The organism is Microcoleus sp. LAD1_D3 (assembly GCF_036702135.1).
In the GTDB taxonomy this organism is placed as follows: Bacteria; Cyanobacteriota; Cyanobacteriia; order Cyanobacteriales; family Microcoleaceae; genus Microcoleus.
Genome location: NZ_JAUBSB010000009.1, coordinates 1 through 15,941, shown reverse-complemented (window position 1 = coordinate 15,941; position 15,941 = coordinate 1). Strand labels below are relative to the sequence as shown.

Below are 15,941 nucleotides of genomic sequence, written 5' to 3'. Positions count from 1 at the left end.
CTTTAGCTCCTCAGCCGGAAAACACGATGCAGTACACATCATCACACCTAAACCTGACAGGGGAGCAACCGGGTTAAAAGCTCTAGGGAAAAGCCGTCCCGAAACGATTGGCAAACCACAAGGTGATTATAATACCGGCTCAAAGCGCCGGCAACGGAACCTAAACTAATTGCGATCGCGTGGCGGAGATTTGGGTGTTGCGGCATACAGCTATGGAAGAATTGCGAGTTGAAATTGAGATGAATTTGAGATGCAGCAGACTTATGTAAAGTATTGTAGGATTAAATTGGCGATCGCTCTAGCTGTTCGCAATTAAAATTAAGAGAGAGTATTTATGCAAATTGTGCTGGCTACCTTAGACGATGGTTTAGTTAGAGCGTGGGAAAGCACTTGCGGCAGTATGGAAAATGTAAAAATACATCGCGGTTCAATATTTGATGTGAAATGCGATGCTATTGTTAGTCCGGGGAATAGTTTTGGTTTCATGGATGACGGCTTAGATTTAGAAATTTCGGAATATTTTGGAGGGCAGGTTCTTGAACGGCTGCAAAAACTAATTCAGGATCGACATCACGGTGAACTATTAGTAGGAATGGCAGAAGTTTTAGACACCGATCATGCTGAAATTCCCTATTTAATAGCTGCACCAATTATGCGCGTTCCCACAGTTTTAAGAGAAACAGTAAATGTTTATCTAGCAACCCGCGCTATTTTGACTCTCGTAAAATTTGGCTCAGTCGCAGATGGAACTCCAGTCAAACATATAATTGAAACTATCGCTATTCCCGGCATGGGTACGGGAACAGGCAAAGTACCGCCACATATCTGCGCCAATCAAATGAAAGTTGCGCTCGAAGAGATCCTCTTATCTAAGTACGAATTTCCTCAATCTTTACTGAACGCTCAAAGATGTCACCACTTGTTATATACGGACGAGAGCAAAGATTGGCAGTTAGAAAATTGAAACTATTAAATTGGCCAGTTTTATTGGGTTGAGAAACCAAGTTGATTGGTGTGTGTTTTTTTAGGTATAGAGACTTATCACAAATTTAAGTGCGCTAAACCGTACCTACAAGTTGGCGGTATCCTACACACGAGAGCAACTTTGGTAGATATAATGTAATAGAACTAAGGTCATTCCAACTAGGTAAGCGCGGATACAAAAGTTGATAAAGCTGAAACAAGAATTGCCTAGTTCTTATTAAATGCCAGAATTCCTTCTGGCGCTACACCTACAAAGTCTGTATAAAAGACCACAATTCCTTCTGGCGCTACACCTACAAAGTCTGCATCCAGGGACTGTGAGATTTTTTGAAAATGTTTACTACCACAGGAGAAGATTGATATGACAGATCCAAAAGTAACCGAGGAACCAGTTTTAGAGGCAACTATCGAAACGACGGAGCTCGTCAAACAAGAGATGCCCGACGCGACTGATGAGGCGATCGCAGAAACTGCGGCGCTGTTTGAAGCAATTAAAAAACGTGCCACCGCCGAAGTGCAAGCAGCGGGCGAACTCACCCGCGAAGCTTATTTAAAAGCTGTCAATAAGGCCTCCGGGGCGATCGAAGAAAATAAGGATCTCGCCCACGATAGATTCACAGAAGCAGTCAGGCTGATTAAAAAAGAAACTGAGAAAAATTGGCTGGTGGTAGATGCGATTAAAACGCGGGCGCAAGCGCAGGTGCAAGATGCCGGCGAAGTCAGTCGCGAAGCTTATTTGAAAGCAGTGCGACAAGCGCGAGAAGCGGTGGAACAAAATAAATTGATCGAACGCGATCGCATCGAACAAGCTGTTGACCACATTCACACGGAAGCTGAAAAGAATTGGCACGTTATTGTGAGGCAAATTGAGTCGATCGGCACTCGCTTGACGGATGCGGCTAAGTCTGCATGGACGGCGCTGACGGCGTTTTTTGACAAGTCTCACAGCGATCGCGGGGATTCCTAGAAGGGCCAGCCGGGGGTTGGGAACTCCCAGCGGGTTGTGAGGGTAGTTAGCTTTGGAATTAATTCCAAAGCTAATGCCGATCGTGGGTGCATTTGCATTCAGCAGAAGTTTCAGGCATACTGCATAATTAAAAAGCTTTATTTTTAGTCCACAACCCCCAATTATGAGAAGTTACTACTGCGGCGAACTGCGAAGCGAACACATCGGAGAGACTGTCACCCTTTACGGCTGGGTGGATCGCCGCCGCGATCATGGCGGGGTGATTTTTCTGGATGTGCGCGATCGATCGGGTATTGTGCAAATTGTCAGCGATCCTGAACGCACCCCCGATTCCTATCACGGGGCTGAGGCTTTACGCAGCGAATACGTGCTTAAAATTACCGGGCGAGTCAGCAGCCGCCCCGAAGATTCCCTCAACCCGAAATTGCCTACGGGTGAGGTGGAAATTTACGCTGACGAAATTGAGTTGTTGAATGCGGTTCGCAAACAGTTACCGTTTCAGGTGGCGACGGCGGAAAATGAAAGCGTGCGGGAAGATTTGCGCCTGAAATATCGCTATTTGGACTTGCGGCGCGATCGTATGAGTCGCAATTTGCAGCTTCGCCACCAAGTAGTCAAAGCGATGCGCCGCCACCTGGAAGATGTGGGAGGTTTTATTGAAGTTGAAACACCGATTTTAACGAGATCGACTCCCGAAGGTGCGAGAGATTATTTAGTTCCCAGCCGCGTCAATTTGGGCGAATGGTACGCTTTGCCGCAGTCGCCGCAGTTGTTCAAACAATTGTTAATGGTTTCGGGTTTGGACAGATATTATCAGATTGCCCGCTGTTTCCGCGATGAAGATTTGCGCGCCGACAGACAGCCGGAATTCACACAATTAGACATGGAAATGAGTTTCATGTCTTTAGAAGAAGTTATCGAATTAAACGAAGGTTTAGTCTCCCAGATTTTCCAAAGTGTCAAAGGCGTAGAATTGCCTCGTCCTTTCCCGCGCTTGACTTACGCTGAAGCAATGGATCGCTACGGTAGCGACAAACCGGATACTCGCTTCGGTATGGAATTAGTCGATGTTTCCGATTTGATGAAAGATTCGGGATTTAAGGTATTTTCCGGGGCGGTTGCTGCGGGCGGAATTGTGAAAGTTTTGCCGATTCCGGGCGGGAATGATGCGATTTCTAACGTGCGGATTAAACCGGGCCCGAAAGGCGATTTGTTTAAGGAAGCCAGCGACGCCGGTGCGAAGGGATTGGCTTACATTCGGGTGCGGGATAACGGCGAAATTGATACGATCGGCGCAATTAAGGACAATTTGACGGAAGCACAAAAACAGCAATTGCTCGATCGCACTGGCGCGCAACCAGGTCATTTGTTGTTATTCGCAGCGGCTGATGTGACAACTGTCAATAAGACTTTGGATAGATTGCGTTTGTTTGTCGGTAACGAATTGGGATTGATAGATAAAGACAAGATGAATCTGCTGTGGGTGACAGATTTCCCGATGTTTGAATGGAATGCTGACGAGAAGCGTTTAGAAGCATTGCACCACCCGTTTACTGCGCCGCATCCTGACGATATTAATGATTTGAAAACTGCGAGGGCTCAAGCTTACGATTTGGTGTTAAACGGTACAGAAATCGGCGGCGGTTCTCTGCGGATTTATCAGCGGGAAGTTCAGGAAAAGGTGTTTGAGGCGATCGGCTTATCGACTGAGGAAGCTTACAATAAGTTTGGCTTTTTGTTGGATGCGTTTGAGTATGGAACTCCGCCCCACGGAGGCATTGCTTACGGTTTGGATCGGTTGGTGATGCTGTTGGCTGGTGAGGAATCGATTCGCGATGTGATTGCGTTTCCGAAGACGCAGCAGGCGGGTTGTTTGCTGACGAATGCGCCGGCTGGGGTGGATGAGAAGCAGTTGAAGGAGTTGCAAGTGCGATCGACTTATACGCCCAAGTCATAAGTCGATCGGGACTTAGGCAAAGCCTATGTATCATGCTGAGAGAAGGGAAGCATCTCAGTTGAAATGCCTAAGTCATAATTATGAAACACCTTGACAATTTAACCATTCATCAGTTCCGAGGCCTGCGAGATTTAACCTTGCAGGACTTGGGTCAAATCAACCTCTTGGTTGGTGCGAATAACTCAGGGAAAACCAGCGTTTTAGAGGCAATATCAACACATTGTTTAAATGCCGTGCTGACTGTGGATACAGTCACACCTTTTTCTTATGGGAGCGAAGAATTGCTCTCAGAAGCAACTTTTCAGCGTTTTAAGTCGGAAGTGATTAAGTTACTGCAAGGGATAGATTCAGGAATTATTGATTTAGCCATTCTGTCGCATAGGGGCCAGCGCCCCAGTCTTTATATCGATCATAAACAATTGGGAATTTTGCCGTTAAGTGCTGTTGGTGATGGTGTGCGTCGTCTGTTGTGCATTGCTTTAAGGCTGAGCAAAGTTCGAGGTGGAGTTTTACTAATTGACGAAATAGAAAAAGCTATTCATACTGATTCACTTTGCAGTTCCTTTACTTGGATGGTGCAGTGGTGTCAGCGATTGGATGTGCAGCTATTTGCAACTACCCACAGTTTAGAAACAGTTGATGCGATGTTGGGTGCTAGCGATACGGAGACGGACTTAGTTCTTTATCGTTTGGAAAAGTGGGAGTTGCAAACAAAAGTAATCAGACTTGAACGGGAAATACTGCAAAGAGTGCGGGAGGATTTGGGTCAGGAGGTGCGCGTGTGAACCCCATAGGACTGACTGGAAACCGGGTTTTTTACGAAAAGACTTGCTTCTAGTCCTTTATTCTAGTTGAAAAACATGGTTTCTGAGCGTATTGGTGCGATCGCAGATCCGAACACGTGCGTTAAGTGCTACATTATTTACAAATCTTTTTTGTAAAAGCAAAAGGCTGCTCCAATGGAACCATCTCACCTTACCCGGCGACTGAAAGACTTGGAAGACAATATTAAACAAATTTTAGCTTTACTCAAAAAGTACGAAGATGCCTTACACTATGAAGATGATCCACGTCGCCAGGTTAAATACAATCGAGAAATTGAGCAATTAAGGGAATCAGCGAATCGCTATCAGCAGGAATACGATCAACTGCATCAGCAGATAACTGGGGAATCAACTGTACAAATGCACAGCGTAGCTATCCAGTTAGAAGAGGTGAACAACAGATTAGACCGATTATCTGCTGGGCAGAAAGCTATTTATGCAAACATTAACAACCTGCGACAAGGATTACTAGCCCATTATGAGGCTGGTGAAAAAAATATTATTTCTGCAATCACATATCAGTTGAATGAATCTCAAATGACTACTATTTCTGCTTTGTTAGATGCAATAGAAGCTAACAAAGTGTCAGATGCAGAAATGCAGAATATTTTACCGACTATCCAGGAGGGTTTAAGTATATTACAACAACGCGGCATTACTCTAACTGGTAGTCAGGAAGAGATCGTCCAAGTGATTAATGCACCTCAAATAGATTTTAAGCATAGATTAAAGGTTGCGGTGCCTCTTATTCCTTTTATCTTGGACTATGAAGGTGAATTAGAACTAGGTACAGGAATAAATCTCAAACAAGGTTTAAAACAGTTTATGGTGCGGTTTATAGGAGAGTAAATTGTGGAGTCGCACCATCAACGTGAACAAGACTTGAACCAACACATTGAGAAAAATTTAGAATTACAAAAAAAACTAGAAGACGATTTGCTCCATGCCAACGACTCCAAGGAGGAAGCCAAGCTAGAAAGACAAATTGAAGCACTCATCAAAAAGCGATCTACTTATCAAAAAGAATTGACTACAATTAGCTTGCAAAAACGAGAAGCACTTGCCCGTGAGATGCCATATGTCTCCTTTGATGAGCTAGATATCGTAACTAAATTTATCCTGGGTATGCAACCTGCTTCTCCGGAAATCAACTTCAATATTACAGACGTAACACAGAAAATCTCGAAAAATAATCTGACTCAGGAGGTTCATTTTTTACTAATAATGGGTATGGTTAAAGTCAAAGAAGTTCATCGTTTTATTGAAGTTAATGCCGTTTTACGTCCTGACTTTCCCGAAAAACTGAAGGCAGGGTTTGTAACTGAATACCAAAGATTATTGAAAGCAGACATTAGGGGAGATGCTTTATTTGAATCTTTGCACAAGTTCTCATGTGGTAATAGCTCAGATTTGAAGAAGACAGCAGCAGGGTTAGCAGTATTATCCTATCTTTTTGAGAGGTGCGAGGTTTTTGAAAGATGACTTTTTCTACAGATACCACTTCAACTTATAACTTTTCAATTATTTTGCCCACGAAGCACATCTCAACCCGTTATTCTCTATTAGGTGTAGGTGCTACAATATTAGAACACTTGCAATATCCACGTACAGTCTCGTCACTTTGGAGTGCTGTTTCGACAATACCGGAAGTCGCAACCTTTGAACGGTTTGTTTTGACTCTGGATATCCTATACGCTATTGGGGCAATTGAAATGGATGCAGGAATACTTCGTAGGAGTCGTCGATGATTCGTGCTATTCGTTGTAATCATACTTCATTTAAAACTGTCGAGTTTACGCCCGGCTTTAATGTAGTATTGGCCGATCGTACAGAAGAGTCTGGGAGCAAAGACTCTCGTAATGGTTTAGGTAAATCAACTCTAATTGAAATAATTCACTTTTGCTTAGGCTCTAGATTACAAAAAGCTAAAGGACTGGATTCTATAAATTTACGAGGTTGGGCATTTAGCCTAGAGTTGACACTTTCTAATCAAGTTATTACAGTAACTAGAAATACTGCGGACAAGTCAAAAGTAGTAATTCAAGGAGATACTACTTCCTGGCCAATTCAGCCAAAAGAAAAAGAAGGGCAAAGAGTTCTGAGCGTGATACATTGGAAGGCAATACTAGGAAACCTTTTGTTTGGTTTGCCAAGTGATAATGAAGATAAAAAATTCCAACCTACGTTTAGAGGTCTAATTTCTTATTTTATCCGCCGTGGACGAGACGCCTTTTCTACTCCCTTTGAACATTACAGAAAGCAGTTTGATTGGGAGAAGCAAGTTAATAATGCTTTTTTACTAGGTTTGGCTTGGGAAGATGCGAGAGATTTACAACTTTTAAAAGATCAAAAAAAATTACTAGATGATATAAAAAAACTCAAAAAAGACACAGATACAGGAGTTGCAATTGGCATATTTGGTTCTCTAGGCGAACTCGAAGCTTTAAAAGTCCAAGTCGAGTCACAGTTACGCGAGAGAAAACAAACCTTAAGTAATTTTCGCGTAGCTCCTCAATACCACGAACTAGAGGCTAATGCTAATCGGTTGACTGCGGAAATTCATGAAGCCACTAATAACAATATTGCCGATAAAAAAATATTAGAATTTTATCAATCTAGCCTGGAAGCAGAAAATGAACCATCCCCAGATGATGTAACTCATATATACGAAAGTGTCGGTATTGAACTCCCGGGTTTGGTAGTTAGAAGATTGGAAGAAGTAGAAATTTTTCATCGTAGACTTATAGAAAATCGTCGCGATTTTCTATCGAATGAAATTGAGCGTATCAGGAGAGATGTATCATCTAGAGAACGTCTCATACGTGAAAAAACCGAACAACGTGCTTCTTTATTGGAAGTGCTACAAACACATGGTGCTTTAGAAGAGTACACAAGACTCCAAGAACTTTATCTAGAAATTGTATCTAATCTAAATGAAATTAATAAACGCATAGAAGAATTAAATAAATTTGAAGAAGGAAAAAGTGCTTTAAATATTGAAAAAGAACGCTTACTACAACGCGCACGTCGTGACTATCAAGAACGACGTGTTCAAGCAGAAAAAGCTAGAAAGCTATTCAATACAAACTCTCGGCGTCTTTACGGTGCCCCAGGAAGGTTAATTATTAATGTAGGCGACAATGGTTTTCAGTTCAATGTAGAGATTAGCCGTGATGGCAGCGAAGGTATCGATAACATGAAAATATTTTGTTATGACTTAATGCTGGCACAGCTTTGGTCTGAACGCGATCCTTCACCACGTATATTAATTCATGACAGTACCATTTTTGATGGTGTTGATGAGAGACAAGTGAGACTTGCTCTTGAATTTGCCGATGCAGAATCTAGAAGATGTGGCTTTCAATATATCTGTACTTTAAATTCAGATAGTGTTCCATACTCTGAGTTTGCAGCAGATTTTAATTTTAATTCATTTGTAAGACTTAGACTTACAGACGAAAGTGATGAGAGTGGACTACTAGGCATTCCCTTTTAGAGATATTCTTTGGCTCTTCTACAAATATTTTGATCCGGTTGTGTTTTTCCTCTAACCCGAAACCTGATCCAAAGGGTCAAATTCAGCAACCTGTTTTTGACGAAGAGATGTAATTGCTAAGACTAAAACACTTAACGTAAGGCCTAAAATCGCATAACTCGGTAGTGAAAAAATAGTTACTTTAAACAAATAAGGCAATTCCCCCCCCTTCCAGTTCCACCGCTTTCCTAGAAACACCAACAGCCCGCCATGAATCACTGCGGTTTGCACCATGACACAGCCAACGCCCAATAACCAAACCGACATTCTTTGCCTAGAGAACGCACAATTTTTAATCTGAAAACATAAATCATTCAGCAAAAAAACCACCGCCGGTGCTAACATCACAGAACTCGTGGGCTGAGAATAGTTGATAGCAATACTCAAAGTAGAAATTAGCACCATTTCAGATAAGTCAACCTTTTTTGACCAAGCATTGCGAGATTGTTTTTTGTAAAAATACCAACTCACTAAACCAACTAGCAGCAGAACAATCAAGTCAGAAAATAGCTTCGCCACGAAGGGACTATCGGGGAAAAATCTCGGCCCCATAACCCTTAAATCAAGGCGACTCATAGAAATATAAGCATTATTCGATGGATCATTGAGCCAGAGTGGAAATCCACGAGTCGCATCCTGTATAAATCCTGTTAAAGAATTGCCCGTTACAGCTAGACCTATAACTGCCAAAAAAGTTACCGTCACTAGAGATATAAAAACTAGCTGAAACCGTCTTTTGATTAAAAAATAAGGAATAAACAATATAACTAATGTTGGTTTAAAAAGGGCAACTCCTAATAAAATTCCTGCAATTACATCGTGATTTGTTCTAGCATAAATAAACATCCATAACAGCAGAACGGCAATAAAAGTTGCCACATTGCCAACTTGAAGATCGAAGACAAAACCGTAGAGGAATGCAACTGATATACTACAAATAGTCCTAAAAGCTCGTGAGTGCGACACCAACAAGATATTCGCTCCCCATAAAACAAAACCTGTGGCAATAAGATGCAGCCAAATCCAGATTGTGAATGCAGTCTTCATCGGGAAATAGCCCACAAACCACAGCGGAGGAATGATATTAGGTGGATAAACAAAAGAAGGAATAAACCCACACACTTTTGTGATGCTACAGAAACCGATGTTAAACACCTCCACATTAAAGGGACTCAAATGCTGATGGGCTAATCTACTCGCTACATAAAACCACTTAAAATCCCAGTAAGGCGGATCGGGCCGATTAGTCAGATTGTAAACCAACCAACCAGTATAACTGAGAAATCGGGTGAGAACTAATACAATAACTGCTTGCAAAATAAAGTTAACAATAGGTTGACTAAAAAACTGAGTCAACCTTTGCATCGAAGGATGTTTTAAAAACAAAGAATCTTGCCATGCTGCTTTTTCGCTATCTAATCGCCAATTAAATTTGAAAAATAAAGCGACTGTAATTATAATAATTATATTCCAAAACCCAAAGCTAATCATAGGTAATAATTGTAATAAAATTACTCTTTGATGATATCATAACCCGAAATTATATCATGTCCGATCGCTTAACCATAATATCCAGGTCGGGGCGGGTTTTTGAGATGGTAAATTATTGGCAGGTATTGTTGGTGAACCCGCCCCTACAAAAATCGCGGTTGCTCGACCGGACATGATATTATCAACTAAAACTCAGCCTTAGAATCTAGAATCTAGACGTTTATTTCCCGTTTATACCTAACTCTCTTTTCTCTCTTTTCTCTGCGTCCTCTGCGCCCTCTGCGGTTAGAAAAAAAAATCTTATTCACAAACGAAATAGCATTGCCATCTAAAAGCCCGATCGCACTTTTGCCCCTTATAACCCTGTTCACCCCCAAACATTTGCGTTAACCTAGTTGACTACAGCTTGTACCGCATTCCCCAACTAAATTCATGCTTCCCCGCATCCAAGAATTAGCCGCCACCCTAGCACCCCGCTTAATCGAAATTCGCCGGCACATCCACTCCCACCCCGAACTCAGCGGTCAAGAATATCAAACCGCCGCCTATGTAGCCGGAGTTCTCGCATCCAGCGGAGTCCGCGCGATCGAAGGAATCGGCAAAACAGGAGTGCTCGGCGAACTCAAAGGCAACAGCAGCGAGTCCCGGTGGCTGGCAATTCGCACCGATATGGACGCTTTGCCGATTCAAGAACGCACAAACTTAGAATTTGCCTCCCGCAACGAGGGAGTCATGCACGCCTGCGGCCACGACATCCACACCACAGTCGGTTTGGGCGCAGCCATGATATTGTCTCAGCTAGGGGAAAAATTGCCCGGTCACGTCCGCTTCTTGTTTCAGCCGGCGGAAGAGATTGCCCAAGGTGCTCAATGGATGATTAAAGATGGGGCGATGCAAGATGTTGACGGCATCCTCGGAGTGCACGTTTTTCCGACGATTCCCGGCGGTTGCATTGGTATCCGCCACGGGGCCCTGACGGCGGCGGCAGATGACCTAGAATTGATTGTGATGGGCGAATCCGGCCACGGTGCGCGTCCCCACGAGGCGATCGACGCAATTTGGATTGCTTCTCAGATAATTACCACCTTGCAGCAGGCAATTAGCCGCACGCAAAATCCTTTGAGGCCACTGGTTTTGACGATCGGGCAAATTAACGGCGGACGAGCGCCGAACGTGATTGCCGATCGAGTAAAATTATTGGGAACCGTGCGATCGCTGCATCCCGAAACCCACGAAAAACTGCCGGCTTGGATCGAACAAATTGTTTCTAGCGTTTGCGCGACTTACGGCGCTAAGTACGAACTCACCTACAAGCGCGGCGTGCCCGGAGTCCAAAACGACCCCAAACTCACGCAATTAGTCGAAACTGCGGCCGTAGAAGCTTTAGGTCGATCGCGCGTCCAGATTTTACCAGAACCATCCCTCGGCGCGGAAGATTTTTCGATGTACTTAGAACACGCACCGGGAACCATGTTTCGCTTAGGAGTGGGACTGACTGACAAACCGAACTATCCCCTCCATCACCCGCAATTTGAGGTCGATGAATCTGCGATCGTGACCGGCGCGGTCACCTTGGCCTATGCCGCCTACCAATATTGGAAACAGCATCCAGGTTCACACTAATAGTCTTGGGCGTATGGGTGGTCAGCTAACTAACCGTAGGGTGCTTAGCGGGAAAAATGTTTAGTGTCTGGTCAAAACATTCAGCCCTGACCCACCCTACAATAACTACAATAACTAATTTAGAAAATTTTATGAACCTAGATTTCGATCGATTCTGCGACGCCTGCAACCCCAGTCACTCCCTGATGTTGGGCAATGCCGAAGATCAGCGCTACTACATTGATTTTTCTGAGGTGCGCGGCGGAAAAGTTATTAACATACTCAAACGAACAATTACCCGCGTGTCACCAGATAAACGGACTTGCCAATTATTTAGCGGACATATTGGTTGCGGCAAGTCTACTGAATTGTCGCGATTGGAAAAAGAGTTGACAGATGAGGGGTTTCATGTAGTTTACTTCGAGTCAACACAAGACCTCGATGAAATGGATCTGGATTTGACAGATATCATGTTAGCGATCGCACGGCGAGTCACGCAAAGCTTGGAAGAGGGCAAAATTTCCTTGCAGCCCCAGCGCTTTAAAGAATTCTTAAAAAATAGTTGGGATTTTTTACAAACCCCTGTGATCTTAGAAGCTGAGGGAGAACTTTTGGGCAGCAAATATAAGGGCAATACAGACGGAAATCTGGAAGTTTCTCTGCCTTTAGGCATCGCCAAAATTACTGCCAAAACCAAAAGTAATCCCGACTTGCGATCGAAACTGAGACAGTACATGGAACCGCAAGCTACTAAAATGTTAGAACTGATTAATGAAGAAATTATTGATGTAGCAATTAATCAGCTAAAGCAGCGGGGTAAAAAAGGATTGGTGGTGATTGTTGACAACTTAGACAGGATAGTTTCTCGACCCAATGCAGCGGGGCGACTGTTGCCAGAATATATCTTTATTGACCGGGGCGATCAGTTACGGAAACTAAATTGCCATTTAGTTTATACCCTGCCGTTGGGATTGATTTTTGGCAATGAAAGTGAAATTTTGAAAAATCGCTTGGGGGGCGGAGTTGACCCGAAAGTTTTGCCCATGGTACCAGTAAAGAATAGAGACGGCAGCAAATGTGTGGAGGGGATGAATTTGCTGCGGCGCATGGTGATGTCGCGGGCTTTTCCCGATGTGCCAACCGAGGAACATATCACATTAATTACCCAAGTTTTTGACAGTCCTGAAACTTTAGATGAATTGTGCCGAGTCAGCGGAGGTCATCTGCGAAACTTGATGGGGATGCTGTTTGGTTGCTTGCAGCAAGAAGACCCTCCTATTTCGCAACATGTGTTGAAATCAGTGATTCGCAGTTTCCGCGACAGTCTGAGTCGTGGCATTGATAATGATGAGTGGGAATTACTGTTTAAGGTGGTGAAAGAACAAAGCATTAATGGAGATAAAGAATACCAAGATTTGCTGCGAAACCTGTGGGTTTTTGAATATGTAGACACTCAAGGAAATTGGTTTGCGTTGAATCCGCTGTTGATGGAAACTGACAAATTTAAGCTGTGGCAGCAGCAAAATTCTTGAGATTATGGTAAACTCAAATCTAGCCGAAGATATTGCAGCAGAAAATGAGCGATCGCTCTCTACTTTGGTACGGACGATCGCCCGCTTTCAAGGAAAGTTTTCTTTAACTATAGTGCGCTGCAATTATGCTAGCTTGCGTTCTGCAATGCTGGAAAAGCTGCGCGATCGCTCGACAGTTGAATATCAAGAATTAGTCCTTGAGCCTGCTACTAAAATACTTCATCAAACTATTCTCAATGCCGTCCAAGAGCAACCGCCGAAAGCTTTAATAATTGTGGGTATCGAATCGGTGGTTGCTCTTGATGACCTGCTAGCTGGGGCTAATAGAGCGCGAGATCAATTCAAACAAGATTTTGCTTTTCCGTTGATATTATGGGTGACGGATTCCGTACTGTCTAAATTTAGTCGATCGGCGAATGATTTGAAGTCATGGGCTCCTCCTCCAATTCAGTTTACCATGCCGCCCGATGATTTGATGAATTTGTTGCAACAACAAGCAAGTCAAGCTTTTGCTAATGTTGAGAATTTCAAGTTAGATGACTGTGAAATTGAGTTGTTGGAGAATGACCTGCTAAATGCAGCATTAGGCCCGGAATTGCAAGCTAGTTGGCAATTTATTCAGGGTTTAGTTAAACTTCAGAAAAATCAAAGAGATTCAGCACTCGAACATTATCAGCAAAGTTTGACATTTTGGCAGCAAAATCACCAGTTAGAAAGACAAGGACTTGTCTCCCAGAAAATTGCTCAAGCTTACAACCGCAAAGCAGAATTGCACCGGGCAGGAAGTCAGGATTATTGGCAAAAATCTAGACAGTATTTGCAGCAATCTCTGGAGAGTTTTGAGCAAGCACAACGAAATGATTTAGCGGCTAAATGTATTAGCGAACTTGGCGAAGTGCTGCGACTTTTACAAGCTTGGGAAGAGTTGCAAAGTTTAGCAGTCAAAGCCTTAGAAATGCACGAATATTGTGGCACTTCGAGTCAAGTAGCTGAAGATTACGGCTTTTTGGCTGAGGTAGCGCTGCAACGTTATGAGTGGGAAAAAGCTTGCGAATTATCTAAATCAGCACTGTCTGTTTTAGAACAAGCAGAAGCCGCCAAAAAAGAGACTGGTTTATATCTGTTACTTTGGGCAAAAGCGCAGCGAAAACTCAGTCAACAGTCGGAGGCTGTTAAAAACTTAGAAGCGGCTAAAGACAATACGCAGCCTCAAGATGATGTGCAGCTTTATCTAAGGATTTTAGAAGAGTTGAGCACTCTCTATTTTGAGCAAAGCGAATATTTAAAAGCATTTGATTTAAAACTAGAACAACAGGAAGTTAAAATCAAATATCGACTGCAAGCTTTTATTGGCGTCGGCCGTTTGCAGCCGCCGCAACAAACAATTAATCTTGCTTTAGAATCAGGTCAGTCAAAAGCTGAAATTGTTGAGGAAATTGTCGCCGCTTCCGGGCGTTCGCAGGATGTTAAACGGATAATTGAACGGATAGGTACACCTGCTTGCAAGCTGACAATCATTCACGGACAATCTGGAGTAGGAAAAAGTTCGATTATTCAAGCGGGGTTAGTTCCAGCCCTGCAACTTACAACTTTTGACGCGCGGGACGTATTGCCTATTTTATTGCAGTCTTATCATGATTGGGTGATGGATTGCGGTCAGTGTTTGAGCTTGGGAATAAAAAAAATAAAAAGTGAGAGTTTATCTAGTCCTATTGACACGCCGACAGCTATTCTGGAACAGTTACGACTGAATCAAAATCGCAATTTATTGACGGTACTAATCTTTGACCAGTTTGAGGAATTTTTCTTTGCTTATCCAGACCAAACTAGCCGGAGAGAGTTCTATGATTTTTTGGCTGAATGTTTAAATGAGATTGGTGAACTCAAAATTATCCTGTTGCTGCGGGAAGATTATCTTTTCTACTTGTTAGAATGGAATCGCGCCAGCAATTTGTCAATTATTGATAACGACATTCTCAATAAAAAAATATGCTATTACTTGGGTAAATTTTCGATAGCAGATGCGAAAATTGTTCTCCAAACCTTAACAAAACGCTCTCAACTTGACTTATCCGAAGATTTGGTAAACGCGCTGGTAGAAGATTTAGCAGGTGAAGTGCGCGAAGTGCGGCCGATTGAGTTCCAAATTGTGGGAACGCAACTAGAAAAACGGCAGATTACTCGACTGACTGAATATCAGCAACTAGGCAGTCAGGCTAAGGTCAAACTGGTTGAGGAATTTTTAGCAGAAGTTATCGCCGACTGCGGCCAGGAGAATAAAGATATTGCCGAACTTGTCTTGTACTTGCTGACGGATGAAAACAACACTCGTCCTCAGAAAACTTTGGCTGAGTTAGCAGCAGACTTAGGAACAGAGTCAAAAAGATTAGATTTGGTTTTAGAGATTGTCGTTAAATCGGGATTGGTGTTAGAAGTGCCAGCAACTCCGATTGAACGTTACCAACTTGTCCACGATTATTTAGTACCTTTTATCCGAAAACAGCGCGGTGCGGAATTACTAGAATTACGTGAAAAACTCAAGCAAACTGAAGCCGAAAAGCAAATATTAGCAGAGGCGCGGCAGAAAGCAGAACAGTTGTCAGCAGCATCACAGAAATTGACCGAATTAGAGCGCGCTGCAAGTGATGCTTTGAGACAGTTTGAGTTGCACAATAACCAAATAGATGCTTTAATCTCTGCCGTGAAGACTGGAAAAGAACTCCAAGCTACAGTCAAAAATGTTCGTTCCCTTGCTGATTACCCGATATCTACTCCCCAGATTGCCCTCAACCAGATTCTCGACAACATCCGAGAACAAAATCGGTTTAAAGGACATCAAAATTTAGTATGGAGTGTCAGTTTTAGTCCCGACGGCAAATACATCGCTACGGCATCATCGGACAAAACAGCCCGGTTGTGGGATTTAACAGGCAAGCTGATACAAGAATTTAAAGGCCATCAACGTTGGGTAAGGAGTGTCAGTTTTAGTCCCGACGGCAAATACATCGCTACGGCATCATCGGACAAAACAGCCCGGTTGTGGGATTTA

General features: G+C 43.1%; 12 protein-coding genes. 11 read left to right on the top strand and 1 reads right to left on the bottom strand.

Going from position 1 to position 15,941, the window contains the following annotated elements; all coding sequences use genetic code 11:
- Nucleotides 1-334 precede the first annotated feature (334 nt).
- The 8 genes from QUA74_RS07480 to QUA74_RS07450 all read left to right on the top strand — a co-directional run bounded on the left by QUA74_RS07480 (nt 335) and on the right by QUA74_RS07450 (nt 8,228).
- Entirely contained in the window at nt 335-964 is a 630-nt protein-coding gene (locus QUA74_RS07480) for a macro domain-containing protein (RefSeq protein ID WP_333326610.1), read from the top strand.
- Between the two features lie 381 nt (nt 965-1,345).
- Nucleotides 1,346-1,951, top strand: a complete 606-nt coding sequence (locus QUA74_RS07475; RefSeq protein WP_333326608.1) for a hypothetical protein — start codon at nt 1,346-1,348, stop codon at nt 1,949-1,951.
- A gap of 163 nt (nt 1,952-2,114) precedes the next feature.
- Entirely contained in the window at nt 2,115-3,908 is a 1,794-nt protein-coding gene (aspS, locus tag QUA74_RS07470; RefSeq protein WP_333326606.1) for an aspartate--tRNA ligase, read from the top strand.
- Between the two features lie 80 nt (nt 3,909-3,988).
- Nucleotides 3,989-4,693, top strand: a complete 705-nt coding sequence (locus QUA74_RS07465) for an AAA family ATPase (RefSeq protein WP_333326604.1) — start codon at nt 3,989-3,991, stop codon at nt 4,691-4,693.
- A gap of 174 nt (nt 4,694-4,867) precedes the next feature.
- A complete protein-coding gene (locus tag QUA74_RS07460; protein ID WP_333326602.1) occupies nt 4,868-5,581 on the top strand; it encodes a hypothetical protein in 714 nt (237 codons plus the stop codon).
- Nucleotides 5,582-5,584: 3 nt separating this feature from the next.
- Nucleotides 5,585-6,214 carry a hypothetical protein gene (locus QUA74_RS07455; RefSeq protein WP_333326600.1) on the top strand — a complete coding sequence of 210 codons (630 nt, stop codon included), beginning with the start codon at nt 5,585-5,587 and terminating at the stop codon, nt 6,212-6,214.
- The gene (locus QUA74_RS29825) at nt 6,211-6,480 is read left to right on the top strand and encodes an ABC-three component system middle component 6 (protein ID WP_445302130.1); all 270 of its coding nucleotides are present in this window, start codon (nt 6,211-6,213) and stop codon (nt 6,478-6,480) included. The genes QUA74_RS07455 and QUA74_RS29825 overlap by 4 nt, the downstream gene beginning before the upstream one ends.
- Entirely contained in the window at nt 6,477-8,228 is a 1,752-nt protein-coding gene (locus QUA74_RS07450; protein ID WP_333326598.1) for an ABC-three component system protein, read from the top strand. The genes QUA74_RS29825 and QUA74_RS07450 overlap by 4 nt, the downstream gene beginning before the upstream one ends.
- A gap of 51 nt (nt 8,229-8,279) precedes the next feature.
- Here QUA74_RS07450 and QUA74_RS07445 read toward each other — a convergent pair whose 3' ends face one another.
- Nucleotides 8,280-9,632, bottom strand: coding sequence for a glycosyltransferase family 87 protein (locus tag QUA74_RS07445; protein WP_333326834.1), 1,353 nt, complete (start codon nt 9,630-9,632; stop codon nt 8,280-8,282).
- A gap of 558 nt (nt 9,633-10,190) precedes the next feature.
- Here QUA74_RS07445 and QUA74_RS07440 point away from each other — a divergent pair.
- The 3 genes from QUA74_RS07440 to QUA74_RS07430 form a co-directional block, all read left to right on the top strand.
- A complete protein-coding gene (locus tag QUA74_RS07440) occupies nt 10,191-11,381 on the top strand; it encodes a M20 family metallopeptidase (protein WP_333326596.1) in 1,191 nt (396 codons plus the stop codon).
- Between the two features lie 131 nt (nt 11,382-11,512).
- On the top strand, nt 11,513-12,892 hold the full coding sequence (locus QUA74_RS07435; protein WP_333326594.1) for a P-loop NTPase fold protein: 1,380 nt from the start codon (nt 11,513-11,515) through the stop codon (nt 12,890-12,892).
- Nucleotides 12,893-12,896: 4 nt separating this feature from the next.
- A partial coding sequence (locus tag QUA74_RS07430) for an nSTAND1 domain-containing NTPase (RefSeq protein WP_445302129.1) occupies nt 12,897-15,941 on the top strand: 3,045 nt, incomplete at its 3' end.